At 46.6% G+C, this 18758-nt stretch carries 20 protein-coding genes; 6 read left to right on the top strand and 14 right to left on the bottom strand.

Going from position 1 to position 18758, the window contains the following annotated elements:
* The first annotated feature begins 59 nt into the window (after positions 1-59).
* Entirely contained in the window at positions 60-1091 is a 1032-nt protein-coding gene (gene ruvB, locus ACFPIK_RS08570) for a Holliday junction branch migration DNA helicase RuvB (protein WP_377914478.1), read from the top strand.
* Positions 1092-1192: 101 nt separating this feature from the next.
* Here ruvB and ACFPIK_RS08565 read toward each other — a convergent pair whose 3' ends face one another.
* The 3 genes from ACFPIK_RS08565 to ACFPIK_RS08555 form a co-directional block, all read right to left on the bottom strand.
* Positions 1193-2545, bottom strand: coding sequence for an FAD-dependent oxidoreductase (locus tag ACFPIK_RS08565; RefSeq protein WP_377914228.1), 1353 nt, complete (start codon positions 2543-2545; stop codon positions 1193-1195).
* A gap of 22 nt (positions 2546-2567) precedes the next feature.
* Complete coding sequence (gene kynU, locus ACFPIK_RS08560; RefSeq protein ID WP_377914226.1) at positions 2568-3854, bottom strand: kynureninase; 1287 nt, start codon at positions 3852-3854, stop codon at positions 2568-2570.
* A 182-nt stretch (positions 3855-4036) separates the two neighbouring features.
* Positions 4037-4549: a 3-hydroxyanthranilate 3,4-dioxygenase gene (locus ACFPIK_RS08555; RefSeq protein ID WP_377914224.1), complete on the bottom strand. Its 513-nt coding sequence runs from the start codon at positions 4547-4549 to the stop codon at positions 4037-4039.
* A gap of 191 nt (positions 4550-4740) precedes the next feature.
* Between ACFPIK_RS08555 and ACFPIK_RS08550 the strand changes: the two genes are divergently transcribed.
* Positions 4741-5727 (top strand): dipeptidase, encoded by a 987-nt coding sequence (locus ACFPIK_RS08550; RefSeq protein ID WP_377914223.1) that lies wholly within the window; start codon positions 4741-4743, stop codon positions 5725-5727.
* A complete protein-coding gene (locus ACFPIK_RS08545) occupies positions 5727-6341 on the top strand; it encodes a thiamine pyrophosphokinase (RefSeq protein WP_377914221.1) in 615 nt (204 codons plus the stop codon). Before ACFPIK_RS08550 ends, ACFPIK_RS08545 begins: the two co-directional genes overlap by 1 nt.
* On the opposite strand, the gene ACFPIK_RS08540 is transcribed toward ACFPIK_RS08545, so the two are convergent.
* From ACFPIK_RS08540 to ACFPIK_RS08530, 3 genes are all read right to left on the bottom strand, one after another.
* Positions 6338-7072 carry an MIP/aquaporin family protein gene (locus ACFPIK_RS08540; protein WP_377914219.1) on the bottom strand — a complete coding sequence of 245 codons (735 nt, stop codon included), beginning with the start codon at positions 7070-7072 and terminating at the stop codon, positions 6338-6340. The two genes, ACFPIK_RS08545 and ACFPIK_RS08540, sit on opposite strands and share 4 nt — an antisense overlap.
* A 94-nt stretch (positions 7073-7166) precedes the next feature.
* The gene (glpK, locus tag ACFPIK_RS08535; protein ID WP_377914217.1) at positions 7167-8666 is read right to left on the bottom strand and encodes a glycerol kinase GlpK; all 1500 of its coding nucleotides are present in this window, start codon (positions 8664-8666) and stop codon (positions 7167-7169) included.
* A 35-nt stretch (positions 8667-8701) separates the two neighbouring features.
* Positions 8702-10270 (bottom strand): glycerol-3-phosphate dehydrogenase/oxidase, encoded by a 1569-nt coding sequence (locus ACFPIK_RS08530; RefSeq protein WP_377914215.1) that lies wholly within the window; start codon positions 10268-10270, stop codon positions 8702-8704.
* Positions 10271-10395: 125 nt separating this feature from the next.
* On the opposite strand from ACFPIK_RS08530, the gene ACFPIK_RS08525 reads away from it, so the two are divergent.
* Positions 10396-11157 carry a DeoR/GlpR family DNA-binding transcription regulator gene (locus ACFPIK_RS08525; protein ID WP_377914213.1) on the top strand — a complete coding sequence of 254 codons (762 nt, stop codon included), beginning with the start codon at positions 10396-10398 and terminating at the stop codon, positions 11155-11157.
* On the opposite strand, the gene ACFPIK_RS08520 is transcribed toward ACFPIK_RS08525, so the two are convergent.
* The 3 genes from ACFPIK_RS08520 to ACFPIK_RS08510 form a co-directional block, all read right to left on the bottom strand.
* Positions 11154-11651, bottom strand: a complete 498-nt coding sequence (locus ACFPIK_RS08520) for a SixA phosphatase family protein (RefSeq protein WP_377914211.1) — start codon at positions 11649-11651, stop codon at positions 11154-11156. The two genes, ACFPIK_RS08525 and ACFPIK_RS08520, sit on opposite strands and share 4 nt — an antisense overlap.
* Before the next feature lie 124 nt (positions 11652-11775).
* Positions 11776-12510, bottom strand: a complete 735-nt coding sequence (locus ACFPIK_RS08515) for an RluA family pseudouridine synthase (RefSeq protein WP_377914209.1) — start codon at positions 12508-12510, stop codon at positions 11776-11778.
* Positions 12511-12603: 93 nt separating this feature from the next.
* On the bottom strand, positions 12604-13080 hold the full coding sequence (locus ACFPIK_RS08510; RefSeq protein ID WP_377914207.1) for a GNAT family N-acetyltransferase: 477 nt from the start codon (positions 13078-13080) through the stop codon (positions 12604-12606).
* A 72-nt stretch (positions 13081-13152) separates the two neighbouring features.
* Between ACFPIK_RS08510 and ACFPIK_RS08505 the strand changes: the two genes are divergently transcribed.
* Positions 13153-13923 (top strand): type III pantothenate kinase, encoded by a 771-nt coding sequence (locus ACFPIK_RS08505; RefSeq protein ID WP_377914205.1) that lies wholly within the window; start codon positions 13153-13155, stop codon positions 13921-13923.
* Position 13924: 1 nt separating this feature from the next.
* On the opposite strand, the gene ACFPIK_RS08500 is transcribed toward ACFPIK_RS08505, so the two are convergent.
* The 5 genes from ACFPIK_RS08500 to ACFPIK_RS08480 are packed head-to-tail and all read right to left on the bottom strand — an operon-like array spanning position 13925 to position 17803.
* Entirely contained in the window at positions 13925-14383 is a 459-nt protein-coding gene (locus ACFPIK_RS08500; RefSeq protein ID WP_377914203.1) for an RES family NAD+ phosphorylase, read from the bottom strand.
* Positions 14383-14853: an antitoxin Xre/MbcA/ParS toxin-binding domain-containing protein gene (locus tag ACFPIK_RS08495; RefSeq protein ID WP_377914201.1), complete on the bottom strand. Its 471-nt coding sequence runs from the start codon at positions 14851-14853 to the stop codon at positions 14383-14385. Before ACFPIK_RS08495 ends, ACFPIK_RS08500 begins: the two co-directional genes overlap by 1 nt.
* A 55-nt stretch (positions 14854-14908) precedes the next feature.
* Complete coding sequence (locus ACFPIK_RS08490) at positions 14909-15880, bottom strand: YpdA family putative bacillithiol disulfide reductase (RefSeq protein ID WP_377914199.1); 972 nt, start codon at positions 15878-15880, stop codon at positions 14909-14911.
* Positions 15881-15883: 3 nt separating this feature from the next.
* A complete protein-coding gene (locus ACFPIK_RS08485) occupies positions 15884-16639 on the bottom strand; it encodes an NRDE family protein (RefSeq protein WP_377914197.1) in 756 nt (251 codons plus the stop codon).
* A gap of 54 nt (positions 16640-16693) precedes the next feature.
* A complete protein-coding gene (locus ACFPIK_RS08480; RefSeq protein WP_377914195.1) occupies positions 16694-17803 on the bottom strand; it encodes an alkene reductase in 1110 nt (369 codons plus the stop codon).
* Positions 17804-17912: 109 nt separating this feature from the next.
* Between ACFPIK_RS08480 and ACFPIK_RS08475 the strand changes: the two genes are divergently transcribed.
* Positions 17913-18734, top strand: a complete 822-nt coding sequence (locus ACFPIK_RS08475) for an SDR family NAD(P)-dependent oxidoreductase (protein ID WP_377914193.1) — start codon at positions 17913-17915, stop codon at positions 18732-18734.
* The last annotated feature ends 24 nt before the right edge of the window (positions 18735-18758 follow it).

Below are 18758 nucleotides of genomic sequence, written 5' to 3'. Positions count from 1 at the left end.
TAAAACTCCAAAGTCCTCCGCATGGGCTTTTGTTTATATTTGTGCGTATCCGTACCGACATGAGAGAAGATTACCTGAAAGGAGATGAGGAAAATTTAAGTCCCAAAGACCGGGAATTTGAGCGGGCATTGCGTCCGCTGAGCTTTGATGATTTTACAGGTCAGGCCAAAATCCTCGAAAACCTGCGGGTCTTTGTTCACGCTGCCAAAAAGCGTAAAGAGCCTCTTGACCACGTTTTGCTTCACGGACCTCCCGGTCTCGGCAAGACTACGTTGAGCAATATCATCGCCAACGAGCTTCAGGCAGGGATCAAAATTACCTCGGGACCCGTATTGGATAAGCCTTCGGATTTGGCGGGTTTGCTGACGAATTTGGAGGAAGGCGACGTGCTTTTCATCGATGAAATTCACCGCCTCAATCCCATTGTGGAGGAGTACCTCTATTCTGCCATGGAGGATTTTCGGATTGACATCATGCTGGATTCGGGACCCAATGCCCGTTCGGTACAGATTTCCCTCAGCCCGTTTACCCTGATTGGCGCCACTACCCGTTCGGGTTTGTTGACCTCTCCGCTTCGTGCCCGATTCGGGATCAATTCAAGATTGGAATATTACGATGCCAAATTGCTCACCGATATTGTGACCCGGTCAGCAGGGATTTTGCAAACTCCAATCGATGAAGTAGCTGCCTTTGAAATTGCCCGTCGTAGCCGTGGGACACCACGTATAGCCAACATGCTGCTTCGCCGAACCCGCGACTTTGCCGAAGTCAAAGGAAACGGAACCATCACGCTGGAAATCGCCAAAATCGCTCTTAATGCCCTCGATGTGGATGAAAATGGTCTGGACGAAATGGACAACCGCATTCTCCTGACGATCATCGAAAAATTCAAAGGTGGACCTGTTGGACTAAGTACCATCGCCACTGCTTGTGGGGAAGAAGCAGAGACGATCGAGGAGGTGTATGAACCTTTCCTCATCCAGGAAGGCTACATGAAGCGAACTTCCCGAGGTCGTATGGCTACTGAGTTAGCCTACAAACACCTTAAAATCAAGCCAACCGGTGCGAGTGGGACGTTGTTTGATTTGTGAAAAGTAAATTCAGACAAGGTGATTTGGGTAAGCTTAAAATCCGTTGAAATCTGAGTCCATTTCTGTGAAAACTGTTGGAGAAAAAACAAAAAAAGCGGCTATTACACCGCTTTTGCTGTTTCCATCTGGTTGATGATATCCTCGTAGTCGAGGGTATTCCAGTTTTCAGTGATCAGCGGATCGGCCATCACCCTATCCATGATTTCTTCCTGCAGCTTGCCAAGTGCATAGGCTTCGGCATAGCTCATATCCGAGAATGTCACCATGGTGTAAAGCGGAATCCACTCTTTGGGATACAGGTCATGAAGCTTAGCCTCAATTTTTTTGCGTAGCTGAAACTTCGGATCGGCCACACTATCCCGCATTTCAATGAAGTTTTCCATGGCCAACTGGCAGATGGCATCGGTATCAGGCTTTCGCTTTTTCTGGAATTTTTCAAAAATCAAATCCCAAGAATTTGTGCCCAGTTTTTCGATCATCTGGTTGAGGATGTAGCAGTCTTCAAAGCCGCAATTCATCCCTTGTCCGTAAAAAGGCACCATAGCATGCGAGGCATCACCGATCAATAAGGAATTACCCTGAACCCAAGGATAGCATTCCACATTGATCAGTGCCGAGGTTGGGTTTTTGAAAAACTCGGTTTTCAAATCCGGCATCAACTGATAAGCATCGTCGAAATAGGCCCTAAAGACAGTTTCCAAGTCCTTTTCATCCTTGATCTTTTCAAAGCAGATCTTTGAACCTTCAAAGGGAAGAAAAAGGGTACAGGTGAATGATTTATCTGGATTTGGAAGTGCAATCAACATAAATTTTCCCCTCGGCCAAATGTGAAGTGCGTTGGGATCCATAGCAAACTCTCCCTCAGAAGTGGCCGGGATGGTCAATTCCTTATAGCCATGGGAAATGTATTCCTGCCTATAATTAAACCGGATCTGCTTTTGCATGGACAGGCGCAGGGCAGAATAGGCTCCGTCTGCTCCGATGATGACCTGTGGCTGAAGTTTTTCCAGTCCCTGGGGAGTTTCAAAGGTGATTTCCTGTTTCCTGAAATCCACCTCCTGACATTTATACTCAAAGTGAATTTCTGCACCAAGTCGCTCGGCTTCCTCAGTCAGCAGTTGGTTAAACTTGCCTCTGGAAATGGAATAGATGGCCTGATTTGCTTTTCCGTAAGGGATAAAGGTGGTTCTACCATGTTCATCATGGATCTTCCGTCCATACATTGGAATTGCAAGGGGAAGAACTTTGTCCTTCAGTCCAACCTGCTCGAGACTTTTCCAGCCTCGATGGCTTAGGGCCATATTGATAGAGCGGCCTTCTTCTGAATAGCTTGCTTTTCGCTTATCAGGTCTTTTGTCAAAGATGTGTACATCCAGACCCTGACGTCTCAAGTATATGGCCATCAAGCTGCCGATCAGTCCGGCGCCCAAGATGGTGATGGAATTGGTTTTCATTGGCTAGTTTTCGCGGTAGGTATTAAGCGAATTTATCCAAGGATTGTTCCAGAATTTTTGCGAAGCGAAACACATCCAAGAAGCTGTTATACAAAGGGGTAGGGGCCAATCGAATCACGTTTGGATTCCTCCAGTCACCCACTACGCCATGTTTATAAAACTCATCGAAGACGGCTTTTCCGCCTCGATGGATAAGCAAAGATAGCTGACACCCCCTTTCAGCTGGATTTTTTGGGGTGATAATTTCCAAAACTCCTGATTTTCCGCTGATTTCCTCGATCAGGAACTCAAGGTAAGCGGTCAGTTTCTCGCTTTTTACCCGGAGATTTTCTATTCCTGCTTCCTGAAAAATATCCAAAGAAGCCTGGTGAGCTGCCAAAGCCAAGACATTGGAATTGGCCAACTGCCAGCCATCAGCGCCGTACATGGGGACAAACCCTTTTTCCATTCGGAAGCGCTCGCCTTCGTCATGTCCCCACCAACCTGCAAATCGCGGCAGATCGGGTCTCTCAGCATAGCGCTCATGGACGAAAATCCCAGATACGTTTCCCGGTCCTGAATTCAAATACTTGTAGCTGCACCAGGTCGCAAAATCCACATCCCAATCGTGAAGCTTCAAGAGGGCATTTCCAGCGGTATGAGCCAAATCAAATCCAGCTACCGCGCCTACTTCATGGGCAGCCTGGGTGATGGCTTGCATATCAAAAAGCTGTCCGGTGTAATATTGGATTCCGGCCATATTCACCATCGCTAAGGAGTTCCCTTGCTTGCGGATTTCGGTTAATATATCCTCCGTTCGAAGGGTCTTTTCTCCCGGTCTTGGACTGAGTTCGACCAAGGTATCTGACGGATCGAGCCCATGGAATTTGATTTGGGTCTCCAGCATGTATTGATCCGATGGGAAAGCTCCCGCTTCGACGATAATTTTGTATCGCTCTTTGGTCGGTTGGTAAAAAGAAACCATCAGCAGGTGCAAATTGACTGAAAGGTTGTTCATCGCTACCACCTCATGCTCGTGGGCACCGAGGATTTCTGCCAAAGCAGGTTTTGATTTTTTACGGATATGATACCAGGCATCCTCGCCATGAAAATGCCCATCCACCGCCAACTCCGCCCAGTTGTTCAATTCCTTTTCGAGTTGATCTTTGACGGTTTTAGGCTGAAGACCGAGTGAGTTGCCGCAGAAGTAAATGGCTTCCTGACCGTTTACTTTGGGAAAGTGAAATCGGGATCTGAAATGCGCTAGCGAATCTTTGGTGTCCATTTCACGGGCAAAAGACTCGGAGTATTGGAATGTAGTTGGGTTCATGGTTGATTTCTCAATTTTGCTCACATGAAATTTTGAGGAGTGAGGTTCCAATTTAATATTGGGTCGGAAGACCGAAGACGGAAGAATTTAAACAGATTCTAAACTTTGGACTAATCGGGAACGGAGTTAGGTTTTTGATTTCTAATTTCCGAGAACTGATCACTGCGACTCCTAACTGAAAACTATTTCTCCATCACTGTCCCACAACTCTTGCAGGTTCTCAGGTCCAAATTAGACCAGAATCTTTCCATAATGGGAGGAAGTTGGGTGACGATATCGGTGAGCTCGACGTATTCTTCGTGAAGTTTTTCTCCGCAGTTTTCACAGTGCCAAAGGAAGCCGTCTTTTTCCCCCGGTCTGCGGTAGCGTTCCATCACCAAACCGATGGTATTGGCAGGTCGACGGGGAGAGTGAGGCACTTTTGCCGGCAGAAGAAAGATTTCCCCTTCTTTGATTTCGATGTCCTTGGGCTTGCCGTCCTCAATGATTTTCAGGACGATATCGCCCTCGAGTTGGTAGAAAAATTCCTCTCCTTCGTCATAGTGGTAATCCTTTCTGGAGTTTGGACCGCCAACGACCATCACGATAAAATCATCATTTCCCTTGTACACCTGCTGATTGCCGACAGGTGGCTTGAGCAAGTGGCGGTTGTCATCGATCCATTTTTTGAAGTTGAAAGGTTTTGCTACAGCCATTTTTTGGATGGGTTTGATCTGGGATAAATTCAAAGATAGCTATTGAAGATAAATGCAGCGGTACTATGATTTGCATAAAAGCTCCTCCGTTTGAAAAAGTTTAACTTTGGCAACTCTTGTTAAGGTTCTCTAAAGCCTCGTAAATCGTAACTCAAAAATCGTACATTTCCCAGATTCCAAAATCAAAGCCCATGAGTACCTCTATCGCCGATATGCACTGTGACCTCCTGTCTTTTTTGGCGGTAGTTCCCAGTGCAGACCCATTCGACAAAAACCAAATTGCCTGCGCTTTTCCATGGATGCAAGAGGGGGGTGTCAAGATGCAGGTCATGGCGATTTATACTACGGTCGATTCGGGAAGTAGGGCCTTGGCCACCAAGCAGGCAGCTATTTTTGATGAGTTGCTTCGCAAAGAAAAAGAAACGGTTTGCCGATTTGATGGAGATTTTTTCCGAAATCAATCTGAAAAAGGCCCAATCGGAATCATCGCTTCGGTGGAAAATGCGGCGGGTTTTGGCACGGAAAATTCCACCTGGCCTGAAATTTATCAGCAGTTTGATTCGATTGTGGAAAAAGTCGGGACACTGGCTTACATCAGCCTGACGCACCACACCGAAAACCGATTCGGTGGAGGAAATTATACCGAGGGAATCGGGCTGAAAGAAGACGGCAAGCGCTTGCTCGATTACATGGCAGGAAAGCGGATTCCCATCGACTTGTCACATACTTCTGACTTACTCGCCGAAGGGATTCTCAAACACATTGACCGACATCACTTGCCGATTCCGGTGATTGCCAGCCATTCCAATTTCCGCTCCATCTGGAATCATAAGCGCAACCTCAGCGATGAATTTGCCCAAGAGATCATCCATCGAGGAGGCATCATCGGGGTGAATTTTCTCAGAGCATTCTTGGACAATGAAGTTCCGGAAAGGCTGTTTGAGCACTTGCTTCACGGAGTTAAGCTAGGTGAAAATGCCATCTGTTTTGGCGCTGACTTTTTCTATACCAAGGATTTTCCTGACCCAAGTCGCCATCCTTTTTACTTTCCCCTGGCGGAAAATGCCGGAAAATACCCTTCCATTTTGGAGCAGCTCAGCAAGCAGCTTTCGGAAGTTCAGCTTCGCAAAATGGCTTTTGAAAATGTGTTCAATTTCTACCAAAAACTCTGGGCCTGATGTCTAGCCACCATTTTGTCAAGGAGCAGCAGGAGCCTGCAGTGTTGATTTTGGAAACCAATGGGATATCATTTGATGAGGTATCGCCCTTGCTGGAGTGGGTGCCGACGGTACTCGTCTGGCAGGATAGTGTGGAAGTGGTGCAGAGTTGGGGGATCAAAGTGGATGTGATTTTGGCCACTCAAGAGTTTCAACAAGCTAATTATTACCTCCTAGAAGAGCAGTATCCTGTTCGGTTTTTGACAGTTTCGGGTTCCCAACCTTTGGAAGAAGGTTTACACTACTTGCTGGCTTCCCAGCACAAGGGGGTGCATTTGGTAGGATTTGATCATGCCAAATTGGAGGATTTGGCATCCAAGATTGATCTTCTGGATTTGACTGCCTTGGATGGAGATTGGAAGTATTATCCCGTCAAAGAGGGGAAGTTCAAAAAGTGGTTTGCAGCTTCTGAAATTCGGATTTTGGCTAAAGAAAATCAGCCGCTGGAACTTTCCAATTCCAACGGCCAATTGCTTTTTCCTATTCAGTATTTGACTCAAATCGAGGTGCCCGAAGGCATTTCTGAGTTTTCCAGTCCGGACATTTTTTGGATTGGGGAAAAGGTGATTTCCTAAGCACCCACCACCATATACAAGCCTGCTGCCAATAAGGCTCCAAGAATGGGTCCGACGATTGGAACCCAAGAGTAACCCCAATCTGAGCTCCCTTTTCCCTTAATCGGTAAAACCTGATGCATGATTCTAGGTCCCAGGTCACGAGCTGGGTTAATGGCATACCCGGTGGTGCCGCCCAATGCCAACCCAATCACCCAAACCAAGAATGCCACAGGCAGCGCACCGACCGATCCCAATCCGATGGGTGTGCCCTCAGTATTCTCTAGCTTTGCTCCGCTAATGTAGAGGATGACAAAAATGAGGACAAAGGTGCCAAGCGTTTCGGAAATCACACTGGTGGGGAAGTTTCTCACCGTCGGATCGGTACAAAATGGTGCCCGCTTTAATCCGGCATCTTCTGCCATATCAAAATGGTGACGATACATCAGCCAAGCTAAGCCCGAACCGAGCATTGCTCCACCAAGCTGAGCGAAAATGTACCCTGGAGCCATTGCCCAATCAAACTTGCCTACAGTTGCCAAACCGATGGTCACGGCTGGATTGAGGTGAGCACCACTGTAAGGACCCGCCACGACCACTCCGCAAAAAACCGCCAAAGCCCAAGCTGTAGTAATGGCGATCAAACCACCTCCGTTTCCCTTCGTTCCGGGTAATACCACATTGGCAACCACACCAGCACCGAGCAGGATAAGGATACTTGTTCCGATAAATTCTGCTACGATTGGATTCATCTGGTTATGTTTTTATTGGTTAGACATGCTTTTCCGGTAGCAAGGTGGTTTATTTCCATCTTAGTGATGATTGATGTTAGAGTGATGCTCGATTTCATTCTACCCAGTTTTTAGAGCGTTCGACGGCTTTGTGCCAAAAGTGGATCAACTGATCACGCTTTTCAGCTTCCATGTTAGGTTCGAAACTTTGGTCAGCTTCCCATAATTCTTGCAATTCTTCCTGATTTTTCCAAAATCCCACAGCCAAGCCGGCTAAAAATGCAGCTCCGATGGCAGTGGTTTCGATGATTTTCGGGCGTTTGATTTCGCAGCCGAGCAAATCTGCCTGGAATTGCATCAGGAAGTTGTTTGCCGTGGCTCCACCATCCACTCGGAGTTCCTGAGTGGGTTTCCCACTGTCTTTTTCCATGGCTTTGAGCACATCAAAGACTTGGTAGGCAATTGCTTCCAAAGCTGCCCGGGTCATGTGGGCGATGGTCGTGCCACGAGTGATTCCAAAGAAAGCACCCCGAGCATCCTGATCCCAGTGAGGTGCTCCAAGTCCGGCTAGAGCAGGGACAAAGTACACGCCGTCGTTATCATCTAGGCTGGTAGCCAATTTTTCGGTTTCCTTCGCATGGCTAAAGAGCTCGATGCCATCTCTCAGCCATTGGATAGCTGCTCCGCCGATAAAAACTGAGCCCTCGAGGGCATAGTTGATCTCGTTGCCAATTTTCCAAGCCACCGTGGTGAGCAGTTGATTTTGGGAGCGAACGGCCTCTTTACCAGTATTCATCACCAAGAAGCATCCTGTTCCGTAGGTGGTTTTGGCCATTCCAGGTTGGGTGCAAAGTTGACCAAAAAGTGCCGCCTGCTGATCTCCGGCCACTCCCGCAATCGGAATTTTGGTATTGAGCACATCGCCGGCGGTCTCGGTGAATACCTCGCTGCAACTTTTCACCTCAGGAAGCATGGAGGCAGGAATGCCGAATAATTCCAACAATTCCTTGTCCCATTCCTGCGTATGAATGTTGAAAATCATCGTGCGACTGGCATTCGTGATGTCGGTCAAGTGACTTTTTCCGGCTGTCAATTTCCAAATCAGCCAAGAATCCACCGTGCCAAATGCCAATTCTCCAGCTTCCGCTTTTTGCCTGGCTCCTTCTACATTTTCCAAGATCCATCGGATTTTGGTAGCGGAAAAATAGGCGTCGATGATCAAGCCGGTCTTCGCTGCGATTTGCTCCGCATGGCCTTTTTCCTTGAGCTCATTGCAGTAGGCGGCAGTTCGTCGGTCTTGCCAAACGATGGCATGATAGAGCGGTTTGCCGGATTTACGATCCCAGACAACGGTCGTTTCCCGCTGATTGGTGATGCCGATGGCAGCGATTTGGTCGGCGCGTATGCTTTTGTTAACCAAGGCTTCGATCATGACAGCCGATTGGCTGGACCAGATTTCGTCCGGGTCATGCTCAACCCAGCCTTGCTTGGGAAAGTGCTGCTTGAATTCCTTTTGGGCGACGGAGACGATCTGCCCTTTTTGGTCAAAAATAATGGCTCTTGAGCTGGTCGTGCCTTGATCCAAAGCCAAAATGTAGGGTTTGTTTTGGGACATTTTTGGGTTTAAAGGTTAAAGGTAATGGGTTGGATTTATGTGCTTTTGATGAGGTACTTTTCACCTGTTTTATTGAAATCAGCCAGTTCGGAATCGATCCAAGCTTGGTCTTTTTGAAGTGCTACAGCCATGGTTTGGGCTACTTTTTCGGCCGAATCCAAAGCTGCTTGCGCATCGAGAATCAACATACGAATTCTTCTGGAAAGTACATCCTCTACTTTGATTGCCATTTCATTTTGGCAGGACCAGACCACTTCTGCCAAGATATTCGGGAATGCCGGATGGATGGGCTGACTCCACTCTGATTTCTCTTTGGCCAGTTGCTGGATTTTTGTGGCATCCGAACCGTAAATACTCAAATGACCCGAAGGAATTTCGGTTGTGAATCCGTGGATTTTCTGGTTAAGGGATTTACTTGGGTTGAGTGTCTGTCCGGTGATTTGGGTGAAATAGTCTACGGTGTCTTCACCCATTTTCCGATAGGTGGTCCATTTGCCTCCGGTGAGTGTCACCAAGCCGCTTTCGGACACGATAACCTTGTGGGAGCGGGAGATTTCTTTGGTTTTGGTGCTGCCTTCTTTGGGTCTCGCGAGTGGTCGGAGCCCAGCAAAAACAGCCTTTACATCGGCTCTGGTGGGTTTTTTAGTCAAATAACCACTGGCTGTTTCTAACACAAAATCAATTTCCTTTTGCAAAGCTTCGGGCTCGAGTTTGGCTTTTTCCCGAAGGGTATCGGTTGTGCCTACGACGAGTTTGTCATGCCAAGGCACAGCAAAAAGCACGCGTCCGTCCCGGGTTTTGGGAATCATTAAGGCATCTTTTCCACCCAAAAAATCTAAATCCATCACCAAATGAATGCCTTGGCTGGGCTGAATGGTTTTGGGTGCTTCTGGATTATCCATTTGCAGGATTTTATCTGCAAAAACGCCTGTCGCATTGACCACCATTTTGGCTTGGATTTCCAGTTTTTCTTTGGATTGCTCGTCGATGACTTTCAGACCTGAGATTTTGCCGGAGTCATTTTTCACAAGCCCAGAAACCTTCATGTAATTTAAGATACAGGCGCCAAGTTCATCGGCTGTTTGGGCAATGTTGAGTGCAAGCCGGGCATCGTCAAATTGGCCGTCGTGGTATACAACTCCACCTTTTAGACCTTTTTGCAGGACAGCAGGGAGGCGCTTGATGGTTTCCGATTTGGAGATAAATCTGGACTTCCCGAGACGGAGTTTGCCTGCCATCCAGTCGTAGATTTTCAGACCTGCGCTGTATTGGATACGGTCCCACCACGTATAGATTGGGATGATGAAGGGTTGGTTTTGTGTGAGATGAGGAGCGTTTTTGAGGAGCATTCCTCGTTCTTTGAGGGCTTCCAAAACCAAGGCGATATCGCCTTGGGCCAGGTAGCGGACTCCCCCATGTACCAATTTGGTGCTTCGACTTGAGGTTCCTTTGGCAAAATCAGCCTTTTCCAATAAGACTACTGAAAGCCCTCTGGAAACCGCATCCAAAGCTACTCCAAGCCCGGACGACCCGCCGCCGATCACGGCAATATCCCAGATTTTACTTTTATCTCTAAGCTGATTTAAGTTTTCTTCTCGGTTCATTTTCTTTCCCTTCTGGGCTAAAAGTAGTATAAAAGGAAATAAAAAGAAATTAAACGAAAGTAAAATTCATAAAATAGTTTCTATTTGCTTTCTTTTAATTACTTTCGAAACTAAAATTGGAAGCCATGACCATAGCAGAGCGCCACAAGCATATTTTGGATGAACTCGCAAAAAGCGGATTTGTCAGTGTGTCGGATCTTGCCAAATCACTTCAAGTGACGGTCGTGACGATTCGAAAGGATCTAAAAATTTTGGAGGACAAAGGCTTGCTCTATCGCTCTCACGGGAGTGCCACCTCAGTTTCTCCCTATGTGTCTGACCGCTCGGTTCAGGTCAAAAAACTGGAGCAGGTAGAGGAAAAGAGCAAAATCGCCCAGAAAGCTGTGGAGTTTCTAGAGCCAAAAGATGCCATCATCATCGGTTCGGGTACGACTGTTGGCGCTTTTGCGCAAGCGATTCCCAGGAATTATCCGCTTACTGTGTTGACTTCTGCCATGAATGTGGCGATGGCCCTGATCGATACCACGGAGATCGAACTGGTGCAGCTTGGGGGAGTTGTAAGGAAAAGCAGCAGTTCCGCGGTTGGACATTTTGCTGAGGAGATGCTCAAAAGTTTTGCCTGCAGCAAATTGTTTCTCAGTGTGGACGGCATCAGTCTGGACCACGGGCTCACTACCTCCAATATGATGGAAGCCCACCTCAATGCCCAAATGATCCGGTCCGTTCAGAAGACCATCGTGCTGGCCGATAGCCGGAAGTTTGGTCGAAAAGGATTTGGCAAAATCGGTGAACTCGAAGACGTGGATGTGATCATCACCGACTCGGGGATTCCGGAGATTTTCAAAGAAAAGCTGGAAGAAAAGGGAATCGAAGTGGTGGTGGTTTAAAAGTCTTTGTACACCTTTCGCTCGACCTTGGATCCATTTTTCTCCAAGGTCACCACATAGATATAGTCGTATTCCAAGTCTGTCAGGTCGGCGAATTTTTCTCCATCACCCACAAAATAGTTAGCCAATTGACTGACGGTGTTGCTGTGACCGACGACTAAGATGTTTCCCTCTCTTTTACGAAGCTCCTCTACCAAGGCGTCATGATTTTTAGGGTCATAGATTTCAATCTCTATTTCCGCTTGGTCAGCAGTAGGTTTTGCAGTATTTCTGGTGCGGATATAATCGGTGGAAAATACATGCTTGATATCCTCTTTTTCCAGAATCTGAGAAAGTTTCAACGCCCTCACACCCCCTACATACGCTAATTCAGGATCATTGCCCTCCAATTGCTTTTCGGCATGACGCACGATGTAAATGGTTTTGGGAGAGTTTTGGGAAGTACAGGCTCCTAGGAGTAGAAGCAGGCTGAACAAAAGGAGGAGGTTTTTCATCTTTTAAGGAAATATGCTTTGCGAAATACAATAGAAATATGTCCCAAAAATCGGGACGAAATAGGAGGATGTTCTATTTCAGCACGTCAGTACTTTATCTCAAAGGTATTTCTATGGTATTATTTTATCCCGAAAAGGTATTATCCAAATGCTGATCCTTGGCTTTGACTTCTTCAAATTCCAGGAATTGCTCCCAGAAATCGATCTCAGGAAGTGCTGCTCTGAGGAAGATTTTTTCTTTTTTAATCGGATGGACAAACACCAAATGAAACGCGTGGAGGTTGATGCTGCCGTCAGGATTCGCTTTGGAAAATCCGTATTTCACATCGCCTCGGATTGGACAACCCATCGATGCCAGCTGCACTCGAATTTGATGTGGCCGGCCTGAAATCGGTCTTACTTCCAGTAGCCAGTGATCATTCAGCGTACCTAATACTTTATAGTTGAGTTCTGCTTTTTGGGACCCGGGAACTTCTCTTTCGTGGGCGGTCACCACATTTTTCACTTCATCCTTGGTCAGCCAATGGGTCAGTTTGCCTTGTTCCTCCTTTGGGCGACGCTTTACGATGGCCCAATACACTTTGTGAATGTCTCTTTTGCGGAAAAGCTCCATCATTCGCTCCAGGCCCTTGGAGGTGCGCGCAAATGCCACCAAGCCGCTAACTGGACGATCCAAACGGTGGATTGGGTGAAGAAAAACCGCTCCTGGCTTTTCGTATTTGTTGGAAATGTAGTCTTTGCAGTAGTCCGTCAGTGTCTTGTCTCCGGTTTTGTCCCCTTGTACCAAGACCCCTGCCGCCTTGTTGACGACGAGGAGGTGGTTGTCTTCATAGACAACAGAAAATGGTTTTGTTCTCATAATGAATCACAAAGGTAGGTTTTATTTTGGGACCGAAGACCGAAGATGGAAGACCGAAGCACTTCTTCCGTCTTCGGTCTCCTGTCTTCCTACTCAAGAGCGCATTTTCCGAATCTCATAATCCTGCAAATGAGCATTCAGCCAGCCGGCTTCAAGGTAAGCTCCGTATTTTTTATAGAAATTGATTGCGGGCTCGTTCCAGTCCAGGACCTGCCACATCATCCCAGTGCAGCCGTCTTCCATGCATTTGGCCATTACCCGATCGAAAAGTAGTTTACCGGCTCCATTTCCCCGCTCGGACTCGGTGACGACAATGTCTTCCAAGTAAAGTCTTTTCCCTTTCCAGGTAGAATAGCGGTAATAATAAATCGCAATCCCAATGATCTCGCGCGTTGTGTCTTTCTCACACACATACAGTCCGTAAACTGGATTGGGACCAAAACCGTCCTTTTCCATCATTTCTAAGGTATTGGTGACTTGTTCTGGCGCTTTTTCATAAAGTGCAAGTTCTTTGATCAGTTCGAGTACTCGGGGCAGATCTTCGATTTTACCTTCGCGGAGGGAATACATAGGCCTTTTGTGGGGATGTGATTTGCTATTTTGTTAACTATGCGCCTAAATTAGTCAAAACCTGAGAAACGAATGTTTTTAGCCATCGATGCCGGCAATTCCAATGTAGTTTTTGCACTTTTTGATTACAAAAGCGGGAAGTGGACGAATCAGTTTCGCCTTGAGACTAAGACGCCTAAGTTGATTTCTCAGCTGAGTAAAAAGGTCCCGCTCTATTTTCTCGAGCATGATATCCATGTTTCCCAGATTGAAAAGATTGGATTTAGCTCCGTAGTCCCTGAAATTAACGGGATCATAGAGCAGTTTTGTGAAAGCTTTTTTGGTCAGACTCCCTATTTAATCCAGCCTGAGAGTTTTTTAGTATTGCCTGTAAAAGCCCTTCGCCCCAATGAAATCGGAAGTGACCTGATGTGCAATGTGATGGCAGCATTTTCCAGATTCCAAGGGCCTGTGATCATCGTGGATTTTGGGACGGCATTGACCTTTACGGCGGTTGGTTCGACGGGTGAAATCATGGGTGTGAATATCGTTCCCGGACTTCAGACGGCAATCAAAGCACTCTTTATGAACACCTCTAAATTACCTGAAGTAGAGCTAAAACTGCCCGAATCTGCTCTGGGAAAAAACACCATTCATGCCATTCAAGCCGGTGTGCTATACGGATATACCGGATTGGTCAAGGGAATGTTGGAGGCGATTAGGAAAGAGACGGGATTGAGTTTTACGGTCGTTGCCACAGGAGGACTTTCTTCGATTCTGACCAGTTTGGAAGGAGAATTTGACGAGGTAGATCGAAACTTGACTTTGGAAGGCCTTCGCCTGATTACCGAAGCTAACTCCTGATTCAGCGATTTACCTCAAAGCTGACATCCCATTCTTCAACCACCCTGATTTTATCTTTGAATTCTCTGTGAAGTGGATTGATGAGGAGATTATGTTCCAGTGAAAAACTGCCTAATGGGATTCTGCAAGAAGGGATTTTTAGAAGAGGCGAAAGCATACTCTTGGCCCATGCCGAGCCAAACTCTTGAGTGGATCTTGGATAAGGGCGGTTTTTCCAGTTTTCCGGAAGATCTGAAATGTCGAGCTCTGGAATTTTTCCCTCAACTTCAAAAATGACCAGCTTCCACTTGCTTTGTGTGACGACTGGACCTTTGATGCTGAGCATTTCCAGAAAGTTGAGCGAACTCACCGAGCAGGCATAGATCATCGGAGTGCCATAGAGGTTCCAGCGACCTGGCCCCATTCCATAGCCGAGGGAATCCCGCCCAGGAAGATGCTCAATCAGTCGGAAGTAGCGCATCAGAGAATATTGCCCCAGGAAATCGCCTCCAAAGCCTGATCCACCAAGGATATCTGATAAGGATTCTTGAGAAGATCAACGGGTTTTTGGGAGGAAAGGGCGGCATTAGGCGTGTGAAGCCACTCGGACATCAGCTTCTCTGAGCCGAATATCCGGATGCCTTTGGCAATGATCTGATCCATTTCGAGTAGATTTTTGGTGATGGCCTTGCTAAGCTTGCGATCGTCCTTTTTCCAGCGGAAAAGCGTGCTTGGATCCACTTCCAGAAGGTCGGCTACATCCTGAGAAGTAAAATCCAAGTAATCGAAAAAAGGACTCGTCTCATGAAAATCCAGCACAGCCTCACCATACTGCTCCCGCTGCTCTGCCACGATAGAAGGAGACTGGGTGAAGAAGTGATAGGCCCTAGGTCCAGACTCAAGCACCTCTGTGCGCTGATCATCAAAGCGGATTTTCCAAGTTGTGCTCATAGCTAGTTCATTTATATCCAGAAAGTTATAAATAAAAATTGTATTTGCAATAATCTTAACTCTTTTTTGCAAGTATGTCGTTTACGATAGCTTCGGCATGTGAGATGCTGTTTTCGATGAAAAATTCTCTTGTGTTCAATCCTCCGCACACGACACCTGCTAGATATACTCCGGGGACGTTGGACTCTTGGTTGGTTTGATCGTAGCAGGGTTGGCGCTTCTCATCTAGGCTTAATTTTACGCCGAGTTGATCGAGGAGGGCAAAGTTGGGTTTGTAGCCGGTCATGGCAAGTACCCAGTCATTTGGAATGGTTACCTCTCCATCTTGAGTAGAAATGACAACTTCCTGAGGTCTAATCTCTTGGACTTTGGATCGGGTGAAGGCTTTGATTGAGCCTTCTTTAATTCGGTTCATGATGTCCGGCCGAACCCAATATTTGACATTTTCGTCTACCTCGTCTCCCAAAAGTACCATGCTGACTTCCGCGCCTTTTCTCCAACACTCCAATGCCGCATCTACCGCAGAGTTGGCACCGCCGACCACCAAAACCTTCTGTCCGATAAATGGCCAAGGCTCTTTGTAGTAGTGAAGTACTTTCGGCAAATCTTCACCGGGTACATTCATGAGGTTGGGTAGATCATAAAACCCGGTAGCCAGGACGATTTTTCTGCATTGATAGCTTCCTTTTGAGGTTTTGACATAAAAAAGATCTCCCTCATTTTTCAGAGATTGTACTCCTTCATACAGGTTGACCCTCAGTTTGAAAAGAAAATAGATCCGTCGGTAATATTCCAAAGCTTCTGTTCGGGTCGGCTTGGTACCTACAGACATGAAGGGGATTCCTCCCATTTCCAGCCGATCCGAGGTAGAGAAAAAAGTCATGTTTACCGGATAGTTGTAGATCGAGTTGCAAAGCGCTCCTTTTTCTAAAATGAGGTAGTTTAAACCAGCTTTTCCTGCTTCGATGCCACAGGCAAGGCCTATCGGCCCACCTCCGATGATGATCAGGTCATGAATAGGTTGCATAGGCTATGGTTGAAAATTGATGTTTTGATCTTTGAAAGAACGATAATCCCAGTCAAAGGTGCGTTCGGTGAGTTGGGTAAAACCACTTCCACTTCGCAGGACCGCTGTGGATGAGACTGTTCCATAATCGGGCTGAATTCGGATAAATTGGGCAGAAAGCCCAACCTCCAGTGGAAGTGGAGCACCCGTTTTGGGAAGGGTTTCAGGGGGGAAAGTAGCAGTAGATTTCAGGGTTTGCAAAAGCTGTTCCTGGTTGGGCCTTTCTGACATCAATTCCGAGAGCTGATTTTTTGCCAACTCTGTTTTGGGCCAAGGATCGTTGAGGAGGCCGTTGCTGAGACCATGTATTCCTTGAGGTACTTCCATAGGGGAATCCCCGTAGTTGCTTGCGTAATAGAGTTTATCTCCGTCTGAGACTAAAAGGTTGAATCCGTCAAATTCAGACTTTTTTTCCCATATTTTGTCAAGGTAATTTTCAGGGGTAAGGTCAGATTCGAGAAAATCCAGGACGAGTTTTCCACGGGATATTTTTGGATTTCTTTTTTGAGTGTAGTCCCGGTAATTGGTCAGTAAAGCCCATTTTCCATCGGGATGAAAGCCTATCCAAGTGCCGCCTCCCTGTAAATCTTTACCTGCAAAAATCCCCGAATCCCACCGGTGGAGTGGACTTGTAGGCCGGTGAAAAACTTCATCTCTGTTTGCCGAAATGAGTAAGGGAAAGTCAGGATGGGCTTTCCAGGCGATAGCTACTAAACACATATTACTAAAGGTAAAAAAAAGAGGCTGCACTCAGGCAACCTCTTTTTGGGGTGATTAACCAACTTTTTCCTCTTTCAAGCTTGGGTAGTCCGTGAAGCCCTTCTCACCGGGGGTGTAAAAGGTGCTTTGATCCCAATCTGCCAGTGGAGCGTTTTCTGCAAAGCGTTCTACTAAATCGGGATTTGAAATAAATGGCTTGCCAAATGCTACCGCATCAGCCAAACCTTCCGCGAGGATTTTGTTTCCTTTTTCCTGATCGAAAGCACTGTTGATCACCAAAGTGCCTTTGTATACCGGTCGATATCTTTTGGCAATATTCGGTTCAGCAAAAGGAATTTCGCTCACATCGGTGAATGGCTCGGATAGATGCAGGTAGGCCAAATTGTAATCGTTGAGTTTGTTGACGATGTAATCGAAAGTCGGAATCGTTTCCTCATCCATTGTCATTCCAAATACGCCATGAAGCGACGGATTGAGGCGAACACCGATCCTATTTTGCGGCATGACTTCCTTGATGGCGTCGATCACTTCGAATAGGATTCTTGCACGGTTTTCAATACTTCCCCCATATTCATCGCTGCGGTGATTGGAAGTAGCATTGAAGAATTGATGAAGTAAGTAGCCATTGGAAGAATGGATTTCTACCCCGTCAAAACCCGCTTCCATCGCATTTTTCGCTCCGTTTTTGAAATCGGTAATGGTTTGCTTGATCTCTTCCAAAGTCATCTCTTTGGCAGTCACCGTGTCTTTGAAGCCTTGGGGAGTGTAGGACTTGGAGTTGGGATTGGTAGCAGAAGCTGACAATGGCAATTCTCCACCATGAAAATCCGGATGCGACATACGACCTACGTGCCAAAGCTGAATGAAAATATGTCCTCCAGCCTCATGCACTGCTTGAGTCACTTGTTTCCAAGCTTCAGTTTGGGCTTCAGAATAGATTCCCGGAGTATTAATGTATCCGACCGCTTTAGTCGAAATTTGTGAGCCTTCCGTAATGATCAGGCCTGCCGAAGCTCTCTGTTGGTAATATTTCGCGTGAATTTCAAAAACTTTATTTTCTGGATTGTTGGCTCGGCTGCGGGTCATAGGAGCCATCCAAACTCTATTTTTCAGGTTGAGGTCACCAATTTGAATAGGTTGTAGGAGGCACTGAGTTGTGTTCATCTGGGAGTTAATTTTAAAATTCAATGTCTATACAACTAATGTCTAGATTGGAGAGTTCCTCCCAAAGCGAAGTTTTTTTATCTTACCCCACAAATCGCCCTATTTCCCAATGGACCCAACCCTGATTGTGATTACCGGTGCCTCTAGTGGCATTGGTCTCCAACTTGCACGACACTTTCAAAAAGAACAAGTTCCAATGGTGCTTATTGATCTTCATCGGGGGCCTTGGGGAAATATGTCGTCTTTCCCTTCAACTTACAATTTTGTAGAGGGAGATGTCTCGCAAGCGGCAACCTGGGAGCAAGTTCTAGAACAGGCTAAGGAAATTCATTTGCCAATCTCACATCTGATCAATTGCGCCGGGGTGATTCGTCCCGGATTTTTAATCGATTATGCCCTTTCTGATATTGATTATCATCTCGATATCAATACCAAAGGAACTATCCTCGGCACCACGATCATCGGTCGGGAGATGAAGTTTCAGGAGTTTGGACACATCATCAATGTCTCTTCTCTTGCTGGCTTGGCCCCTGTCTCGGGGCTAAGTCTTTATGTAGCATCTAAGTTTGCTGTGCGTGGATTTTCGCTATCCGTAGCTGCTGAATTGAGAAATTTTGGTGTGGATGTGAGTGTGATTTGCCCGGATTTGGTCAATACACCCATGCTGGATCTCCAGCTTAATTATCCCGAAGAAGCCAAATTGACTTTTAGCGGCCCATCAAAAGTCCTCCAGCCAGAAGATATCGTGAGAGAAATCCTTCAGCTCATGCAAAACCCCAAACTTCAAGTGTGTGTACCCGCTTCCCGTGGATTGCTTGCCAAAATCGCCGGAGCCTGGCCTGCTTTCGCAGAAATATTTAGAAGTTCCTTAGAAAAAAAGGGAAGGAAAAACCTTAAAAGTCTTCGTAAGTTACAGGATTTGAGCGATTAACATTTTTTAATACGAAAATTGTCG

It is taken from the genome of Algoriphagus aquatilis (genome assembly GCF_042657405.1).
Lineage (GTDB): Bacteria > Bacteroidota > Bacteroidia > Cytophagales > Cyclobacteriaceae > Algoriphagus > Algoriphagus aquatilis.
Note: the sequence above shows the minus strand (reverse complement) of the source record. Positions and strands in the feature narration are given on the sequence as shown.